21 protein-coding genes are annotated in these 16,805 nt (G+C 71.4%); 8 read left to right on the forward strand and 13 right to left on the reverse strand.

Annotated elements, in window-relative coordinates:
• Position 1 precedes the first annotated feature (1 nt).
• On the forward strand, positions 2-604 hold the full coding sequence (gene mtnB, locus ABD691_RS15330) for a methylthioribulose 1-phosphate dehydratase (protein ID WP_425565107.1): 603 nt from the start codon (positions 2-4) through the stop codon (positions 602-604).
• Between the two features lie 16 nt (positions 605-620).
• Positions 621-1,193 (forward strand): 1,2-dihydroxy-3-keto-5-methylthiopentene dioxygenase, encoded by a 573-nt coding sequence (locus tag ABD691_RS15335; protein WP_344680351.1) that lies wholly within the window; start codon positions 621-623, stop codon positions 1,191-1,193.
• A 48-nt stretch (positions 1,194-1,241) separates the two neighbouring features.
• Here ABD691_RS15335 and ABD691_RS15340 read toward each other — a convergent pair whose 3' ends face one another.
• The 7 genes from ABD691_RS15340 to map all read right to left on the reverse strand — a co-directional run bounded on the left by ABD691_RS15340 (position 1,242) and on the right by map (position 7,395).
• Positions 1,242-1,631, reverse strand: a complete 390-nt coding sequence (locus ABD691_RS15340) for a hypothetical protein (RefSeq protein ID WP_344680352.1) — start codon at positions 1,629-1,631, stop codon at positions 1,242-1,244.
• A 68-nt stretch (positions 1,632-1,699) separates the two neighbouring features.
• Positions 1,700-2,557 carry an alpha/beta fold hydrolase gene (locus ABD691_RS15345; protein ID WP_344680353.1) on the reverse strand — a complete coding sequence of 286 codons (858 nt, stop codon included), beginning with the start codon at positions 2,555-2,557 and terminating at the stop codon, positions 1,700-1,702.
• A gap of 92 nt (positions 2,558-2,649) precedes the next feature.
• Positions 2,650-3,279 carry a DEAD/DEAH box helicase family protein gene (locus tag ABD691_RS15350; RefSeq protein ID WP_344680354.1) on the reverse strand — a complete coding sequence of 210 codons (630 nt, stop codon included), beginning with the start codon at positions 3,277-3,279 and terminating at the stop codon, positions 2,650-2,652.
• Positions 3,280-3,429: 150 nt separating this feature from the next.
• Positions 3,430-4,524, reverse strand: a complete 1,095-nt coding sequence (locus ABD691_RS15355; RefSeq protein WP_344680355.1) for a winged helix DNA-binding domain-containing protein — start codon at positions 4,522-4,524, stop codon at positions 3,430-3,432.
• Positions 4,521-5,090 (reverse strand): DinB family protein, encoded by a 570-nt coding sequence (locus ABD691_RS15360; RefSeq protein ID WP_344680356.1) that lies wholly within the window; start codon positions 5,088-5,090, stop codon positions 4,521-4,523. The genes ABD691_RS15355 and ABD691_RS15360 overlap by 4 nt, the downstream gene beginning before the upstream one ends.
• A 182-nt stretch (positions 5,091-5,272) precedes the next feature.
• Positions 5,273-6,448: a macrolide family glycosyltransferase gene (locus ABD691_RS15365; RefSeq protein ID WP_344680357.1), complete on the reverse strand. Its 1,176-nt coding sequence runs from the start codon at positions 6,446-6,448 to the stop codon at positions 5,273-5,275.
• 182 nt (positions 6,449-6,630) lie between these two features.
• Entirely contained in the window at positions 6,631-7,395 is a 765-nt protein-coding gene (gene map, locus ABD691_RS15370; RefSeq protein WP_344680358.1) for a type I methionyl aminopeptidase, read from the reverse strand.
• A 49-nt stretch (positions 7,396-7,444) separates the two neighbouring features.
• Between map and ABD691_RS15375 the strand changes: the two genes are divergently transcribed.
• Positions 7,445-7,723 (forward strand): helix-turn-helix domain-containing protein, encoded by a 279-nt coding sequence (locus ABD691_RS15375; protein ID WP_344680359.1) that lies wholly within the window; start codon positions 7,445-7,447, stop codon positions 7,721-7,723.
• Positions 7,724-7,726: 3 nt separating this feature from the next.
• Here the strand turns inward: ABD691_RS15375 and ABD691_RS15380 are convergent, their stop codons facing one another.
• On the reverse strand, positions 7,727-8,104 hold the full coding sequence (locus ABD691_RS15380; protein WP_344680360.1) for a hypothetical protein: 378 nt from the start codon (positions 8,102-8,104) through the stop codon (positions 7,727-7,729).
• A gap of 113 nt (positions 8,105-8,217) precedes the next feature.
• Positions 8,218-9,402, reverse strand: a complete 1,185-nt coding sequence (locus ABD691_RS15385) for an RtcB family protein (RefSeq protein ID WP_344680361.1) — start codon at positions 9,400-9,402, stop codon at positions 8,218-8,220.
• Between the two features lie 478 nt (positions 9,403-9,880).
• Here ABD691_RS15385 and ABD691_RS15390 point away from each other — a divergent pair, with 478 nt between their 5' ends.
• Both ABD691_RS15390 and ABD691_RS15395 read left to right on the forward strand, forming a co-directional pair.
• The gene (locus ABD691_RS15390) at positions 9,881-10,378 is read left to right on the forward strand and encodes a hypothetical protein (protein WP_344680362.1); all 498 of its coding nucleotides are present in this window, start codon (positions 9,881-9,883) and stop codon (positions 10,376-10,378) included.
• Positions 10,372-11,133, forward strand: coding sequence for a hypothetical protein (locus tag ABD691_RS15395; protein WP_344680363.1), 762 nt, complete (start codon positions 10,372-10,374; stop codon positions 11,131-11,133). The genes ABD691_RS15390 and ABD691_RS15395 overlap by 7 nt, the downstream gene beginning before the upstream one ends.
• Here ABD691_RS15395 and ABD691_RS15400 read toward each other — a convergent pair.
• The 3 genes from ABD691_RS15400 to ABD691_RS15410 form a co-directional block, all read right to left on the reverse strand.
• Positions 11,130-11,543: a DUF6314 family protein gene (locus ABD691_RS15400; protein WP_344680364.1), complete on the reverse strand. Its 414-nt coding sequence runs from the start codon at positions 11,541-11,543 to the stop codon at positions 11,130-11,132. The genes ABD691_RS15395 and ABD691_RS15400 overlap by 4 nt on opposite strands.
• Positions 11,536-12,237, reverse strand: coding sequence for an MSMEG_4193 family putative phosphomutase (locus ABD691_RS15405; RefSeq protein ID WP_344680365.1), 702 nt, complete (start codon positions 12,235-12,237; stop codon positions 11,536-11,538). The genes ABD691_RS15400 and ABD691_RS15405 overlap by 8 nt, the downstream gene beginning before the upstream one ends.
• Before the next feature lie 82 nt (positions 12,238-12,319).
• Positions 12,320-13,150 carry an undecaprenyl-diphosphate phosphatase gene (locus tag ABD691_RS15410; protein WP_344680366.1) on the reverse strand — a complete coding sequence of 277 codons (831 nt, stop codon included), beginning with the start codon at positions 13,148-13,150 and terminating at the stop codon, positions 12,320-12,322.
• 219 nt (positions 13,151-13,369) lie between these two features.
• On the opposite strand from ABD691_RS15410, the gene ABD691_RS15415 reads away from it, so the two are divergent.
• From ABD691_RS15415 to ABD691_RS15425, 3 genes are all read left to right on the forward strand, one after another.
• On the forward strand, positions 13,370-14,329 hold the full coding sequence (locus ABD691_RS15415) for an aldo/keto reductase (protein WP_344680367.1): 960 nt from the start codon (positions 13,370-13,372) through the stop codon (positions 14,327-14,329).
• Positions 14,330-14,418: 89 nt separating this feature from the next.
• Positions 14,419-15,405: a YncE family protein gene (locus ABD691_RS15420; protein ID WP_344680368.1), complete on the forward strand. Its 987-nt coding sequence runs from the start codon at positions 14,419-14,421 to the stop codon at positions 15,403-15,405.
• On the forward strand, positions 15,402-15,623 hold the full coding sequence (locus ABD691_RS15425; protein WP_344680369.1) for a DUF5703 family protein: 222 nt from the start codon (positions 15,402-15,404) through the stop codon (positions 15,621-15,623). Before ABD691_RS15420 ends, ABD691_RS15425 begins: the two co-directional genes overlap by 4 nt.
• Positions 15,624-15,686: 63 nt before the next feature.
• On the opposite strand, the gene lplAB is transcribed toward ABD691_RS15425, so the two are convergent.
• Positions 15,687-16,736 carry a lipoate-protein ligase LplAB gene (gene lplAB, locus ABD691_RS15430; protein WP_344680370.1) on the reverse strand — a complete coding sequence of 350 codons (1,050 nt, stop codon included), beginning with the start codon at positions 16,734-16,736 and terminating at the stop codon, positions 15,687-15,689.
• Positions 16,737-16,805: the final 69 nt, after the last annotated feature.

The following is a 16,805-nucleotide window of genomic DNA, read 5'->3' on the forward strand; positions in this document are numbered from 1 at the left end:
GGTGGGGTTGCGCGAGGCCGGGGCGGCGCTGGCCGCGGAGTCGGCGCGGTTCGCGGGACTGGGCTGGATGCGCGGCACGTCGGGGAACCTGTCGATGACGCTGGGCCGGGATCCGCTGCGGCTGGCGGTGACGGTCAGCGGCGTGGACAAGGGCGAGCTGGGCGCCGACGACGTGGTCGTGGTGGACGCGGCGGGGGCCGCGGTGCCCGACCAGCCGAATCCGGCGTCGCGCCCGTCGGCGGAGGCCGGTCTGCACGCCCGCATCGCCGAGGTCTCGGGTGCGGGCGCGGTGGTGCACGTGCACATGATGGCTCCGGTGCTGGCCGCGCAGCGGTGGCCGGACGGGGTGGTGCTGCGTGATCTGGAGATGCTCAAGGGGCTGGGGCGCGGTGCGCACGGTGACGTGATGACCGTGCCGGTGGTGCCCAACAGCCAGGACATGTCGGTGCTGGGCGCGGCGTTCGAGGCGGGTTTCGATCCGGCGACGCCGGCGTTGATCGTGGCCCGGCACGGGGTGTACGTGTGGGGTGAGGACCTGCGGCAGGCCCGGCACCGCACCGAATGCCTGGAGTGGTTGTTGCGGTTCGCGCTGGAAACCGACTGACGTAGGAGGCGATCGGATGTCGTTGCTGACGGTGTGGCCGGACTCGGATCCGTCCACTGTGGAGCTCAAGACGGAGGATCCGCGGGAGATCACCGACGTGCTCAAGCAGTTCGGGGTGCGGTTCTCGCGGTGGGAGCTGCGGGAGCTGCCCGAGCGGCCGTCGTCGGAGGAGGTGCTGGCGGCCTACCGGGCCGAGGTCGACGAGGTCATCGACCGCGAGGGCTACATCAAGGTGGACGCGGCGGTGATGGCGCCGTCGGCGGACCCGGAGTGGCCGGCCAAGGCCAAGGCGGCGCGGGAGAAGTTCCTGTCCGAGCACACCCACGACGATGACGAGGACCGGTTCTTCGCGCGGGGTGCCGGGGTGTTCTACCTGCACATCGGCGACCGGGTGTACGCGATGCTGTGCGAGGCGGGGGATCTGCTGAGCGTGCCCGCCAACACCACGCACTGGTTCGACATGGGCGTGGAGCCGGACTTCGTGGCGATCCGGTTCTTCCACGACGACGACGGCTGGGTGGGCGAGTTCCTCAACACCGACACGGCGGAGAAGTTCCCGTCGTTCGACGAGCTGGTCGCGTCGCGGTAGTCCGCGGCGTGCGCGGGGCGGGTGCCGGTGGGCGCCCGCCCCGCTTTTTCATGCCTGCCGCAGCTGGCGGTGGGCGTCGCTCCAGATCCCGGCGGGGTCGGCGGTGGCGTGTTCCCAGCGGGTCGAGCGGGTCCGGCCGCGAGGGTGGTAGTGGCGCATGATCGCGACGTGGTCGGGCAGGCCGACGAACCGTCGCAGCGCCTCGGTGCCGGTCCACACGGCCACTGATCCGGCGCGCCGCTGCCGGGGGATCGTCCACAGCCACACGCCGACGGCGCCGTCGAGGGCGGGCCAGGCGCGGCGCAGCCGCAGGCCGGCGCGCACGATGCCGGGCAGGTCGCGGTGGGTGTTGCTGGTGTAGTCGGTGATGGTCACCAGCACGGGCTGGTCGGTGCCGGCGTCCGGGCCGGGTGACCACCGGGTTCGCAGGAGGAGCACCACCGCACGGTACGAGCGCGCAGCGGCCTCGTTCCAGATCCGATTCCGGGTGTTTCGGCTGGGCCAATTCAGGGGTTGGTGAGGAACGCGAGCTCGGCGGCTTCCTGCGGTGGGATGAAGTGACCGACGCCGGGCAGCACCTGCACGGTCGCGTGCGGTGCGGTGGTGCGGAGCCGCTGCCGGGCGTGGCGGGAGTCGACCATGACGTCGCGTTCGCCGAGCAGCACGTGCAGGGGCATGGTCAGCCGCCGCAGGGCGGTGTCGTCGAAGACGGGCAGTTTTTCCATCCGGTACCGGTAGTTGCGGCTGACCAGCCGCACCTGGTCGACGACCGGTCCGGCGAGTTCCGGGGGCAGGGCCGACAGGCCGGGGCCGAGCGTGGTGGTCACCGAGCGGCGTCTGCCCCGTTCGCCGAGCAGGCCGAGCAGTGCGGTGGTGAGCAGGAAGCCGGTTTTCTGCCTGCCGATCCCGAGGGGGCAGGTCAGCGCGAGGCGCCGCACCCGGCCGGGGCGGCGGGTGGCGTAGTCCAGGGCGATCCAGCCGCCGAGGGAGATTCCCATGATCGGGGTCTGCTGGATGCCGAGGGCGTCCAGGACGGCGTCGAGCCACCGGGCGTGCCGGTCGGAGGCCAGCGGCGGCCGGGCCGGTGCGCTGAGGCCGGGTTCGCCGATGAGGTCGACGGCGTGGACGCGGAAGTGCTCGGCCAGGCTGCTGATCCGGTCGCTCCACTGGGTGGTGTTGGCGCCGGAGCCGTGCAGCAGGACCAGGGGTGGCGCTGTCGCCGGGCCGGAGGTGACGACGAACGTCTCGCCTTCGGGGGTCGGGATGCGGTGGTGCTGGTTGTCGACCGGCCAGTGCTGCAGCGCGTGCTGGTATTGCTCGCGCAGCAGCCTGGCTCCGGTCTCGGATCGATAGATCCCGCGCATGTGCCCGCTTCCTCATCGCTGCTCGATCAGGGACACAACGGAACCTATCACTCCTCAAACTTCCCTATCGATTGATTATGGGTACTGTTTCGTCACTTGAACCAGCCGGCGCGGAAGACCGGGGCCTCCCCGGCGACCGCGCGCCGGCACCAGTCGGCGACCGCGGCCCCCGCCTGCTCGGGGGTGAGCCGCGAGGTGTCGAGGACCGTCATCGCCCACTCCGGCCCTGGCGTGCGGCCGACCCACCGCTCCCAGCGCATCTCCTCCCAGGAATCGGTGGTGACCGCCTCCGGGACGTGCCCGGGGTCGGTGGCGTGCGCCCGCAGCCAGGCCGCGAATCCCCGGTGGAGCGGGATCAGCTCCTCGGGTTCCGCTCGCCGCGCGAGCCGGGCGAGGTGGGTTTCCTCGTCGGCGTCGAGCAGGCACGCGGCGATGTCGATCCGGTCGGCGCTCGGCGCGGCCAGCGCCTCACCGACCGGCACCGGGTCGCCGGCGAACAGCAGGTGCCTGCCTTCGGCTTCGAGGGCGATCGCGCGCCGCACCGCGGTTTCGACCTGTTGCTGGCGCCAGGCGATGGTCGGCACGGCCGGGATCGGGCCGAGCGTGAACAGCTCGGCGGTCTCGTAGGTGCTGTCGAGCTGACGGCGCTCGAACAGGTGGCGCGCGTGCAGGCGCGCGGTGGTCTTGCCGACGCCGGACGCGCCGGAGACGAGCAGCAGCATGGGTTCTCCTTCAGGTATGACTCGACAGGCGCCGAGCGCGGGGCGCGGCGCCGGGACTCGGGGGCGAGTCAGCTGAGGCGGAAGAAGAACTGCTGCATCACGCCGGGAAGGCTACGGCGCAGGCGGCCGGGACCTCCACCGATTTTCCGGTCACCCCGGCCCGATCCGCACGCGGTCGCTGTCCTGATCGGACAGAAACGACGCCACCTGCCCGCCCTGCTCGCCGACCTCGGCGCGCTCGGCGCGAGACATGCGGCGCAGCGGGGTGACGATCACCGTGCCGTCCTCGACGGTCCAGGTCGCCGAGACCCGGCCGTCGACCAGCACGACCCGGGCTCCGGCGACCGACAGGCCGCGGTGGTCGTCGTCGACGATCCGGCTGCGGTCGTGGTAGCCGAGCAGCGCGTTGTCGAACGCGGGCAGGAACCGCACCGGCGCGGGCGTGTCCGGCTCGGGGCGTGGTGCGACGGGCAGGTCGAGCAGTTCCCGGCCGCGTTCGTCGCGGAAGGAGACCAGTTCGCCGCGCAGGGCGGCGACCGCGGCGGGCAGTCCGGCCAGCCCGCACCAGGCGCGCAGGTCGGCCGAGGCGGCGGGGCCGAAGGCGGCCAGGTAGCGGCGCACCAGCGCCTGGCCGACGGGGTCGCCGCCGTCGGGGGCGGGCGGGTCGATGTCGCGGCCCAGCCACGCGGCGAGCGGGAGGTTGCGCACGCCCGCTTTGGTGCGCCACAGGCCGCGCGGCGGCAGCTGCGCCATCGGGATGAGCGCGGCGACCAGCATCTCCCCCAGCGCCCGCGGCCCGGGTTCGGGCCACCGGTCGGCGAGAGTCCGCGCGAGTTCGCTCATCGAGCGCGGTTGGCCGTCGGCCATCACCTCCCGGCCCGCGGCGGCGAGCGCGTCGAGGTCGGTTCCGGCTAGCTCCTGGCGGTAGGTGCCGAGCACGCGCTGGCGCAGCATGGGGTCGTGGCGGGCGCGCCAGGCCACGGCGTCGTCGGCGGTGACGAGGTGGACGGTGCGGCGCATCAGGTGGGTGCGCACGACGTGCCGCCCGGTCAGCAGGTCCGACAGCGCGGCCGGGGTGAATCCGCGCAGCCGCGACCACAGAGCGACGAACGGTTCCTGGGGTTCCTGCGCCTGCAGGCCGCACAGGTGCGCGACGGCGTCGAGGGCGGGCATGTCGGCGCGGTCGAGCAGCAGTTGCCGGGCCAGCGTCGCGCGGTTGAGCGTCCGGGTGTCCAGAACGGTCATCGGGCGGGGCTGGTCCTTTCCGCGTCGAGCGTCTCGCGCAGGATGTCGGCGTGCCCGGCGTGCTGCGCGGTTTCGGCGATGACGTGCGCCAGCACCCGCCGCGCGCTGTAGACCGCTCCGGGCTCGTTCCAGGGCGCTTCGGGCAGCGGCTGGGTGGCCGACAGGTCGGGCACGGCGGTGATGATCTCTTCGCTGCGGACCGCGATGCGCTCGTAGCGCTCCAGGATCGGGGCCAGGGTGTCTCCGGGCCGCATCAGGAAGTCGTTTTGGTAGTCCTGCGCCCACTGCGGGATCTCGCGGGCGGTGCCTGCTCCGAGGTCGGCCCAGGTGACGCCGTCGGGCAGGTCGTAGAGCATCGCCGAGGGGCCTTCGGCGACGAACCGCAGCCAGGTGTCCTCCATGGACGCGACGTGTTTGATCAGCCCGCCCAGGCACAGCGCGCTGACCGTGGGGCGCAGGCCGGCCTGCTCGTCGGTGAGCCCGCGGACGCTGCCGGTCAGGGCGGCGCGCGCGTCGGCGAGCTGGGCGAGCAGGTCGGCGTGCTCGGGCGAGGGTGGTGTGGTCATGGTCTCCGGTCCCTTCCGGTCGTCGTCGGGTGCGGACGCACGATCGCAGGGCAGGAGGTCAGGGCATGTCCTCGTTGCGGGGTGGGATTCGGACCGGGATCGGCCAGCGCCACGGCTCCCGGGAGTCCTGGCCCTTTTCCCGTGGTGTGCGGGTGATCCGGGCCCGCGCACCACGGGTGTGGTCAGGCGAGGTAGTTCTCCAGGGCGTCGGCGCCGGCGGGTGCCCCGCCGCAGCGGCGCAGTTCGGCCTTCATGTCGGCCAGGCGGGCGCGGATGCCCTCGTCGTGGGCGACCTCGTCGACGGCGCTGCGCAGCAGCTCGGCGGTGACCTCCTCGGTGACCAGCTTGCGGCCCAGCCCGAGTTCCTCGAGGCGGCCCGCATTGAGGGCCTGTTCGGGCATCTGCGGCACGGCCACCACGGGCACCCCGAAGTAGAGCGCTTCCATCGTGGAGTTCATGCCGGTGTGCGACAGGAACGCGTCGGCCCGGCGCAGCACGGCAGGCTGCGGGAAGGACTCGCGCACGTCGAAGTTCGCCGGGATCGGGCCGAGGTCGGCGACGTCGACGTGGCGGCCGATGGACATCGCCACGTGCCAGGGGCTGTCGGCGAAGGCCCGCAGGCACATCCGGTAGAAGTCCGCGCGGTGGTTGAACGCGGTGCCCAGCGAGATGAACAGCAGCGGCTTGCCGGGGTCGCGGGGCTGCCAGGTCTGCTCGGCGCGGCGGCCCAGCAGCGGGCCGAGGAACCGGAACCGGTCGTCGAAGGTCTCGCCCGCGAGCTGGAAGGAGCGCGACACGAACGACAGGTTCAGGTCGGCCGCGACACCGTTGACCACCTCGGGTGTGGTGGTGGATCCGTATTCGGCGGCCAGCTCCGCGAATTGCTCGTTGAAGCCGGCGAACACGGACATGTCGATATCGGCGGGCGCGGCCTGGGCCTGCAGCGAGAACTCGTCGTTGGAGGCGAAGCTCGGGTGCAGCGCGACCTGCGGGAGGTCGAGGTGTTCGGCCGCGATCCGGCCCATCAGCGACATGAAGTCATAGCAGACGGCGTCGGGTGTCTCGCGGCGGAAATGCTCGGTCAGAATCGGCAGGGCGCGGCGGGTGCTGTCGAGCATGAACTCGAACATCGTGCGGATCGCCTCGGTCGACATCGAGCCGCTGGCGGGCGGCACCGGAATGTCGTCGAAAGGCAGGTCGAGGATTTCGGCGCCGCTGTCGGCGAGATCGCCCAGGTCCTTGGCGCGGCTGGCGTAGGTGACCCGGTGTCCGCGCCGCAGCAGTTCCTCGACGAGCGGCAGGGTCGGATTGATGTGCCCGGTGGCGGGGATGCAGACGAATGCGAAGTGCTTTTTCATGGTTCCTCACGTGCGGCCGAGAACGCGTCGGTGCGTCTTCTGGTTCCGATTGTCCTGATGATCGGCCGCCGCCGACATGTGTCGAAAACAACGTGGATTTCCGCGGCGGAATAGTGACCGTGGCGGAATGTCGCAAATGACTGTCGGCACTCGGTTGCCGGGGATTGCGCGAAACGGAGCAATCACGGCCGGGTGAGCACGACCGGCCCGTTGCCGGTGATGGCCACGGTGTGTTCGACGTGCGCGGCCCGGCCGCCGTCGGCGGTGCGCACGGTCCAGCCGTCGTCGGCGTCGGCGACCGCGTCGCCTCCGGCGAGCAGCATCGGTTCGAGAGCCAGGACCATGCCCGGCCGCAGCGGGGTGCCGCGTCCGGCACGGCCTTCGTTGGGCACGAACGGCGCTTCGTGCATCTCGCGCCCGATGCCGTGACCGCCCAAGGAGGCGGGCATGCCGTAGCCGGCGCTGCGGCCCACCAGCCCGATGGCGTGGGAGATGTCACCGAGCCTGCCGCCTGGGCGCGCGGCGGCGATGCCGTCATCGAGGGCCTGCTGGGTGGTGCGGATCAGGTCGAGGTCGCCGGGGCGGGCGGTGCCGACGGTGAAGGTGATCGCGGCGTCGGCGCACCAGCCGTCGACGCGGGCGCCGCAGTCGATGCTGACGAGGTCGCCGTCGGCGAGGCGGCCGGGGCCGGGGATGCCGTGCACGACGGCGTCGTTGACCGACGCGCAGACCACGCCGGGAAACGGGGTCGGCGCCCAGTTCGGGCGGTAGCCGAGGAACAGCGGCTCCGCGCCCGCCTCGCCGATGACCGTCCGCGCGAGGTCGTCGAGCTCGCGAAGGCTGGTGCCGACCGCGGCGTGCTCGCGCGTGGCGGCCAGCGCGGCGGCCACGACGCGCCCGGCCTGGCGTATGGCGTCGAGTTCGGCGGCGGTCTTGAGTTCGATCACGGTCGCTCCCGACGTTCCGAATACTTATACCGGTATTAGTATCACGAGCATGGTGCGTGTTCCGTTGAGCCAGCACGAGCGGGAACGAGGCGAACAGCTCGGCCGGATCCTGCGCGAGGCCCGCGGCCCGCGCAGCATGGTCGAGGTCGCCGGCCGCTCGGGCCTGTCGGTGGAGACCCTGCGCAAGATCGAGAAGGGCCGGATCCCCACCCCGGCGTTCTTCACCGTCGCCGCCATCGCCGAGGCCGTCGGCCTGTCCCTGGACGACCTGCGCGCCCAGGTCGACACCACCGAGCCCCAACCGGACCAGCCACCGCTGTCGGCCTGACCCTCACCGGCGCGCCCAGGCGAGCATCCCGCGCTTGGTGACCGCCAGCGGCGTGGCGAACCGCGCCGCCGCAGCGCGGGCCGCCTGCTCGGGCAGGCCGCGGCCACGCAGGAACAACGCGACCGCGTCCCGGTCGGGCAACCGCACCAGCGGCCCGTCCCACCGCAGCACTTCGACATCGCCGAACACGCGCCGCAGCCCGGGCCGGTTCGCCGCGAACCAGCGGGCGACGGCCCGGTTCGGGTGACCGGCGATGTCCACGGGATCGTGGCGCGGCGGTTCGCCGCGGCCGGGCTGCGGCGGGTGCTCGACATCGGCGGGGGTGACGGGACGCTGGCCGGCAGCAGGGTGCGGGCGGTGGTGGTCGACCGGGCGGGACATCTGGTGCGGGCGCCGCGGCTGGCGATGCGCGGGCGCTGGCGTTCGCCGACGGTACAGCGGCGTTGTGGATGCTCTACCACCTGCCGGATCCGGTGGTGGCGCTGGCCGCACGGTCAGCCCTTCACGCAGACCACCTGCTTGAGGTGGGCGACCACCTCCACCAGATCGGACTGGGCCTCGATCACCGCGTTGATGTCCTTGTAGGCGGCCGGGATCTCGTCGACGACCCCGGCGTCCTTGCGGCACTCCACGCCCTCGGTCTGGGCGGCCAGGTCCCGCTCGGTGAACGCCTTGCGCGCCTTGGTCCGCGACATCCGCCGCCCCGCCCCGTGCGAGGCCGAGGTGAACGACTCGGCGTTGCCCAGCCCACGCACGATGTAGGACCCGGTGCCCATGCTGCCCGGGATGATGCCCAGCTCCCCGCTGCCCGCGCGGATCGCGCCCTTGCGGGTCACCAGCACGTCGACACCGTCGTAGGTCTCCTCGCTGACGTAGTTGTGGTGGCACGAGATCGGCTCGTCGAACCGCGTGCCCGGCACCGTGTCGGCCAGCGCCTTCTGCACCAGCGACACCATCACCGCCCGGTTGCGGCGCGCGTACTCCTGGGCCCAGAACAGGTCCCGCCGGTAGTGCCGCATCTGCGGGGTGTCCGCGACGAACACCGCCAGCTCCCGGTCCGGCAGGTCGGCGTTGTGCGGCAGCTTCTTGGCGATCTCGATGTGCCGCTCGGCCAGCTCCTTGCCGATGTTGCGCGACCCCGAGTGCAGCATCAGCCACACCCGCCCCGCGTCCGGCCCGCCCTGCTCCAGGCACACCTCGATGAAGTGGTTGCCGCCGCCGAGGCTGCCCATCTGTGCCAGCGCCCGCTCCCGCCGGTTCTGCACGTCGGGGTGCAGCGAGGAGAACCCGTCCCAGAACCTGTCCCATCCGCTGTCGACACCCCGCGGATCGACCGGCGTCTCGTGCATGCTGAACCCGACGGGCACCGCCGCTTCGATCCGCCGCCGCAGCCGCGACAGGTCGTCGGGCAGGTCCGTGGCGGTCAACGACGTGCGCACCGCGCTCATCCCGCACCCGATGTCCACGCCGACCGCCGACGGCGACACCGCGTCGCGCATGGCGATCACACTGCCCACGGTCGCCCCCTTGCCCAGGTGCACGTCCGGCATCACCGCCACCCCGTGCACCCACGGCAGATCGGCGATGTTGCGCAACTGCTGCATCGCCGCCTGCTCGACCTCGCGCGGATTGGCCCACATGCGGATGGGAACCCTGCTTCCCTCCACCGTGGTGAACACATCGACCTCCTGACACCGGCCACCGGAGTGGACGAACAAAAGCAACAGCCGCCCGAAAATCCCCTGCGGGGCCTCGGGCGGCTGTCCTGGAAAGACCGGAACTGCTCAGCGATCACCGAGGCGACATCGGGCACGACTCCGTGGTGCAACGGCAACCATGACGCCTCCTCACCGGTGTCCGCTGGGGCTGATGCCGACGATCATGCCCGCCACCGCGGACCCTCGACAACCGAATTACCCAACCCGCCCCCGCCCACACCCGCACCCCGTGACCGGCCGGTCGCACTGCGCTGATCAGCACCGGCACGCACGGAACTATGGCCCGGTTCACAGTCACCGCCCGGCACCGCCGCTGCGCTCGCACGATCTCGGCACCAGCCCCCGAACCCACCCCGCGAACGGACACGAAACGATCACACGTTCGCTACGATTCGTCGGCCAGGTCGGGGAAACCAGCGAACGCAAGGAGTGCAGGCGATTGTCCTCCCAGTCCCCCGGCCTGTTCCGCCGCTGGTGGTGGAAGAGCCCGCTGCCGGTCCGGCTGATCCCCGCCACCGGACTGCTCGCCGCCGTGGCCGCCACCGCCCTCAGCGCCGTCCCCCCGGCACCGCGCCCGGCCGCGCACCAGCCGCCGCCTCCCGCACCCACCTCCCCGATGCCCGCGGCACCCAGCACCACACCCCCGCCGCCACCACCGGAAACCACGGCCACCACAACCACCAGCAGCCCGATCACCACGACCCGGCCGACCCGCACCACCACCCACACGACAACCCCGACCACCCGAACCCCGGCCCCGCCACCGGTGGAAACCACAACCACCACCACGACGACCACCACCGAAGAACACGTGCCGGTCGTCGAACCCGGCAAGCGCTGCCCCCGCGAAGGCGACACCGGCCGCACCGCCGACGGAGCCGCCGCCAGCTGCCAACGCGACGACGACGGCGACCTGAGGTGGACGACCCGATGGTGAACAACGCCCTGAGCCTGCTCGAACAAGGCCCCTACGCGCCCCGCTGCCCGCACGGCCACGGCCCCCTGACCACCGTCACCGACCCCGACGCCCCCACCGGCATCGGCCTGGCCTGCCCCACCTGCGGCGCCCGCCGCGAACTGGAAACCAGCATGCTGCGCACCCTGCTCAACCCCGAAACGTCCACCACCCGCTTCGACGTCCCCCTCGCCGGCCGCACCCGGCCCGAACCCGCCCGCGAGGACCCGACCGAACGCATCCCCGTCGACGAACTGTGGAAAGCCCCCGCCCCCACCACCCGCGACGACCTCCACCAGCCACTGCCCAGCCCCCGCCCCACCCCGCGCGGACTCCGCCCCGACGGCACCATCCGCACCACCGGCTGGCTCCAACTCGGCCACCGCACCATCAGCTCCGGCCTCTGGGCCGCCCTGACCGGCCTGACCCTCGGCCTCGCCCTGATCGACCTCACCAGCTGGCTACCGCTGATCCTCACCGCCACCGGCTACGCCACCTGGCACGCCCAGACCCGCTGGATCCGGCCCGCCTCCACCGCCGTCAACCTCCACCGCACCACCGCCGACCGCCTCACCCCGGGCACCGCGATCCGCCTGCACGGCCCGATCGGACCCGTCGGCATCGTCGACGAGATCACCCCAGTCCGCCGCAACCGGATCCGCATCGACCTCGACGGCGGCACCCACCTCACCGTGCCCGACACCGCCCGCTGCCACGTCGTCGACCTGCGCAGCTAGCCCCGCCGCAACACCGTCACCATCGCGTAGTCCTTGACCGGCCCCGACACCCGCCACTCCTGCCGCCACCGATCCGCGTCCAGCACCACGAACTCACCCCGGTACTCATCAGCCCGGCACGGATGCACCACCCGCCACCGCCCCGACCGCAGATCCAGATCGTGGAACCACGACCCATCGGAGAACCACACCTGCGCACACGCCCCCGAAACCAGATACCGCAGGCACCGGAACGCCGGACCCCGGTGCGAGCCCAGCTCCAGCACCCCGTCCTCCCGGTACTCCAAACCCCCCTCGCACGGCGAGAACACCCCCACCCCGGAGAACGACCCCACCGGCGCCCCCGCCGCATCCACGATCTCCCGCTCCAGCCGCCACCGGCCCGCCAGGAAACCCGCGAGATCATCCACCCCGAACGGCACCCGCCGAACCCCCGACCACCGCATCCGACGAAGGCTGCTGCTCCTCCTTCGGCGGCAGCAACCCCGACACATCACCACCGGTGTCGTTGACCTTCACCACGAACGGCCGCGTCTCGGTGTAGCGGACCACGCTCACCGAACACGGATCCACCACGATCCGCTGGAACCCGTCCAGATGCAGCCCCAACGCATCCGCCAGCACCGACTTGATCACGTCCCCATGACTGCACGCCACCCACACCGCGTGCGGCCCGAACTCCTCCGACACCCGCCGGTCGTGCTCCCGCACCGCGGCCACCGCCCGCGCCTGCACCTGAGCCAACCCCTCACCACCCGGGAACACCGCCGCCGACGGATGCTGCTGCACCACCCGCCACAACGGCTCCTCGGTCAGCTCACCGATCTTGCGCCCGGTCCACTCCCCGTAATCCACCTCGGCCAGCCGCTCGTCGACCACCGGCTCCAACCCCAGCCCCGACACCCACGACGCGACCGTCTCCCGGCACCGCCGCAACGGCGACACCACCACCGAACTCACCGGAACCCCGTCCAACCGGCCCCCCAGACCAGCCGCCTGCGCCACCCCGGTGTCGTCCAAACCGACACCCTCCGCGCGCCCCGCCAACGTCCCGGAACCATTCGCCGCCGACCGTGCATGCCGCAGCAGGATGAGAGTCGCCACCCCGCCGAGGGTAGGCCAGCCCCGAACGAAAACGCGGCCCGGTGCACCCAAGCACCGAGCCGCGCCTCCCGCACCAACCGGATCAGGCCTGAATGGCCCCGAAACCCAGCAGCCCGAACAACACCAGACCCAACGCGATCCGATACCACACGAACAAGTACACGCTGTGCTTCTCCACGAACCGCAGCAACCACGCGATCACCGCGTAACCGATCACCCCGGCCACCACCGTCGCCACGATCATCTGCGCCCCGGACGGCTGCAACCCGTACGGCGACGGCTCGAACACGTGCGACACCTCCGACAACCCCGCCGCGAACACCGCCGGAATCGCCAGCAGGAACGAAAACCGCACCGCCGTCGGCCGATCCAGCCCCAACGCCAGACCCGCCGTGATCGTCCCACCCGACCGCGACACACCCGGGATCAACGCCAACGCCTGCGCCGAACCCATCAGCACACCATCGCGCATCGTCAACCGGTCCTGCGCCCGCCGCTGCGTCCCGAACCGCTCGGCCAACCCCATCAGGATCCCGAACACGATCAACGTCGCCCCCGTGATCCACAAACTCCGCAACGCACCCCGGATGTAGTCCTGGAACAGAAAACCCAGCACCCCGATCGGCAAACTGCCCACGATCACGTACCACGCCAACCGGTAATCCTTGGTCCGGCGCACCTCCGCGTCCACCAGACCCCGGAACCACGTCACCGCCAACCGCACGATGTCACCGAGGAAGTAGATCACCACCGCCAACTCGGTACCGATCTGCGTCACCGCCGTGAACGAAGCACCCGCATCCGACCCGAAGAACAACTTCGACACGATCGACAGATGCCCGGACGACGAAATCGGAAGGAACTCCGTGAGCCCCTGGACCACGGCGAGCACCATGGCCTGCAACCACGACAACTAAACCCACTCCAGCACGATCGAGAGAATTGGTGTGCGGCGCCCGTCCACGCGCCAGGCACCTCGCCCCTCCTGGCCCGAAATCTTGCAGCATCGCCCTCACCCGCCCGGGGACCACCCCACCGTTACGCTCCGCAGCACCCCACCCCCACCAAGTGACCCGCCGACCAACCGCGGCATACCCCCACCGCACGCCCCCACCGAATATCCTCGACCCCCGTGGAACACCGACAGCTCGGCCGCAGCGGCCTGCGCGTCTCCCGGCTCGCCCTCGGCACCATGACCTGGGGACTCCACACCGACGCCGACGAAGCCGCCGACCAACTCGTCACCTTCCACGACGCAGGCGGCACCCTCATCGACACCGCCGACGTCTACCAGGACGGCCACAGCGAACAGATCCTCGGCGACCTGCTCACCACCACCCTCGACCGCGACCACGTCGTCCTGGCCACCAAAGCCGTCGCCCGCCGCACCGACGGCCCCTTCGGCGGCGGCGCCTCCCGAGCCGCCCTGCTCACCGCCCTCCACGGCTCACTGCGCCGCCTGCGCACCGACCACATCGACCTCTGGCAACTCCACGCCTGGGACACCGACGTCCCCCTCGACGAAACCCTCGCCACCCTCGACCACGCCGTCACCACCGGCAAAGTCCGCTACACCGGCATCTCCAACTACACCGGCTGGCAACTCGCCACCGCCGCCACCCACCAGCACGCCCACCCCGCACGCACCCCCATCACCGCCCACCAGACCGAGTACTCCCTGCTCGAACGCCGACCCGAACACGAAGCCCTCCCCGCCGCCCACCACCACGGCATCGGCACCCTCGCCTGGGCACCCCTCGGACGCGGCGTCCTCACCGGCAAATACCGCCACGGAACCCCCGCCAACTCCCGCGGCGCCGACCCCCAACTCGCCGGCTACCTCGACCACCACCGCACCGAACGCGCCGCCCGCATCGTCGAAGCCGTCACCACCGCCGCCGAAGGACTCGGCACCTCACCCCTGGCCGTCGCCCTCGCCTGGGTCCGCGACCGCCCCGGCATCACCGCCCCCGTCCTCGGCGCCCGCACCACCCACCAGCTCAAAGCCGCCCTCACCGCCGAAGACATCACCCTGCCACCGGCCATCAACGCCGCCCTCGACGACGTCAGCGCACCCCAGAACCAGCACTGACCCCTACCGCACCCCCACCCCCCGATGTCAAGCTGGACGTTTCACCGAGAGATGCTGAACAGGCACCGCACCGCACCAAGGAGGACTCGTTGCGCCGTCTGGTAGCCGCCTGCTTCACCGCATCCCTCGCCCTCACCGGCTGCAGCACCGGAGGCACCAGCGACCCCCTCCAGGTCACCGACCAACTCGTCGCCGCCACCCCCGCCACCGCACCAGCCACCACCCGCGCGCCGGCAGGCACCCTCCTGCCCACCCCCGCCGCCGACCACACCGCCTACGACCCTGACACCCACACCCTCATCACCGCCGGCGGCAACACCCTCACCCTCACCAACCCCCAGAACCCCGCCCAACCCCGCACCATCACCCTCCCCAGCACCCCCACAGCACTCCACACCGACCGCGGCACCGCACTGGTCGCACTCCCCGACAGCGACCAGATCACCCGCATCGACCTCCGCACCGGCGACACCACCCCCACCACCGTCCCCGGCGGACCCACCGACGCCGCACCCCTGCCCGACGGCCGCACCGCCGTCACCCTGCGCACCACCAAATCCGTCGCCATCCTCGACGGCACCCGCACCACCACGACCACACCAGGCTTCGAAGACCCCGCCCAGCTCCTCACCCCCGGCGGCGACCTCCACCTCCTCGACCGCCTCACCACCGCCCTCACCCCCATCAACACCACCAACGGCGACAAAGGAGCCGGACTCCGCGCAGGCGACGGCGCCACCAACGCCGTCACCGACCGCTACCAGCGCATCCTCACCATCGACACCCGAGGCCAGGAACTCCTCGCCTTCTCCGTCGACCCGCTGATCATGAAACAGCGCTACCCCGTCCCCGGCGCCCCCTACGCCATCGCCTACGACCCCCAGCGCGACCTCGCCTGGGTCACCCTCACCGCGACCAACGAACTCGTCGCCTACGACATCGCAGGCGGCGAACCCCAGGAACGCCACCGGCTGCCCACGGTCCGCCAACCCAACTCGATCGCCGTCGACCCCCACAGCGGCCAGGTCTACGTGACCTCGGCAACCGGCGAAGGAACACAGGTGGTGACAGCGTGATCAACAACGCGGAAGGAACCAACGACCAGGACTGGGAGTACCGGCCGCTGCGCCTGCCACCCGGCATCACCCGGCGCAACGCAGCGACCCAGCTCAGCATCCACGCCGAGTTCTCCGGCTGGGAACTCTCCCGCGTCCTGCTCTACAGCGACGGCACCCGCAAGGTCTGGCTGCGCCGCCGCCGCACCACACCCGGAGTCCCCGAACTCCTCACCTGAGGACCAGCAGCCGCAGAACTCCCCGCGGGATCCCACCACCTCCCGCGAGGACAACCCGTGCCCTCACGGCACCCGTTCCAACCACTCCCGCGTCCCGAACTTCGACGCCACCAAATCCCGCGCCCGCGACCGCTCCCCCTCCGACACGGCACCATCGACCAACCCGTACCGCGCCCGGAACCCGTCGACCAACCGCGAGATCACCTCCTGCCGCGACAACCCCGTCTGCCGCCGCAACGGATCCACCCGCTTCTTCGCACTCGCCACACCCTTGTCCGACAACTTCTCCCCGCCGACCCGCAGCACCTCACCCAGCTTGTCGGCATCGATGTCGTAGGACATCGTCACGTGGTGCAGCACCACCCCGGGCCCCACCCGCTTCTGCGCCGCACCACCGATCTTCCCGCCATCCGACGTGATGTCGTTCAACGGCTGGTACCACACGTTCAACCCCAGCTCCCGCAACACACCCAGCACCCAGTCGTCCAGGAACGCGTACGAATCCGCCACCGACATCCCCGCCACCAACGACTCCGGCGCGTACAGCGAATACGTCACCGTGTTCCCCGGCTCCACGAACATCGCCCCACCACCGGTGATCCGCCGCACCACCTCCACACCGTGCCGCCGCGCCCCCTCGGCATCCACCTCGTTGCGCACCGACTGGAAACTCCCGATGATCACCGACGGCGCCGCCCACTCCCAGAACCGCAACGTCGGAGGACGCCGCCCCGCCGCCACCTCCTCCGCCAGCACCTGGTCCAGCGCCATGTGCATCAGCGGAACCTGCGGCCCGTCCCGCACCAACCGCCACTCGTGATCAACCCAGTCGCTCGCCCGCGTCAACGCCCTCCGCACCGCGATCGCCACCGCCTCGGCACCGAACCCCACCATCCGCACCCTCGCGTGCAATCCACTGTGGATCAACCGGGCCAGCGTCTCGACCTCCGCATCCACCGGCGCCCCCTCCAGCGCCCGGTTGATGTCCTCCAACGCCTCATCGGGCTCCAGGAAGAAATCCCCGCTCACCCGGACCCGCGCCAACCGCCCCGCCGCGGCCTCCACATCGGCCACCACCAGCTTGCCGCCCGGAACCTTGTACTCACCGTGCACCGAAATCTCCACTCACCCAGCCCGGCCCCACCGGCGCGCCCCGCACACCCGGCACGGGCAAGATGAAAC

It is taken from the genome of Saccharopolyspora taberi, assembly GCF_039534165.1.
Lineage (GTDB): Bacteria > Actinomycetota > Actinomycetes > Mycobacteriales > Pseudonocardiaceae > Saccharopolyspora_D > Saccharopolyspora_D taberi.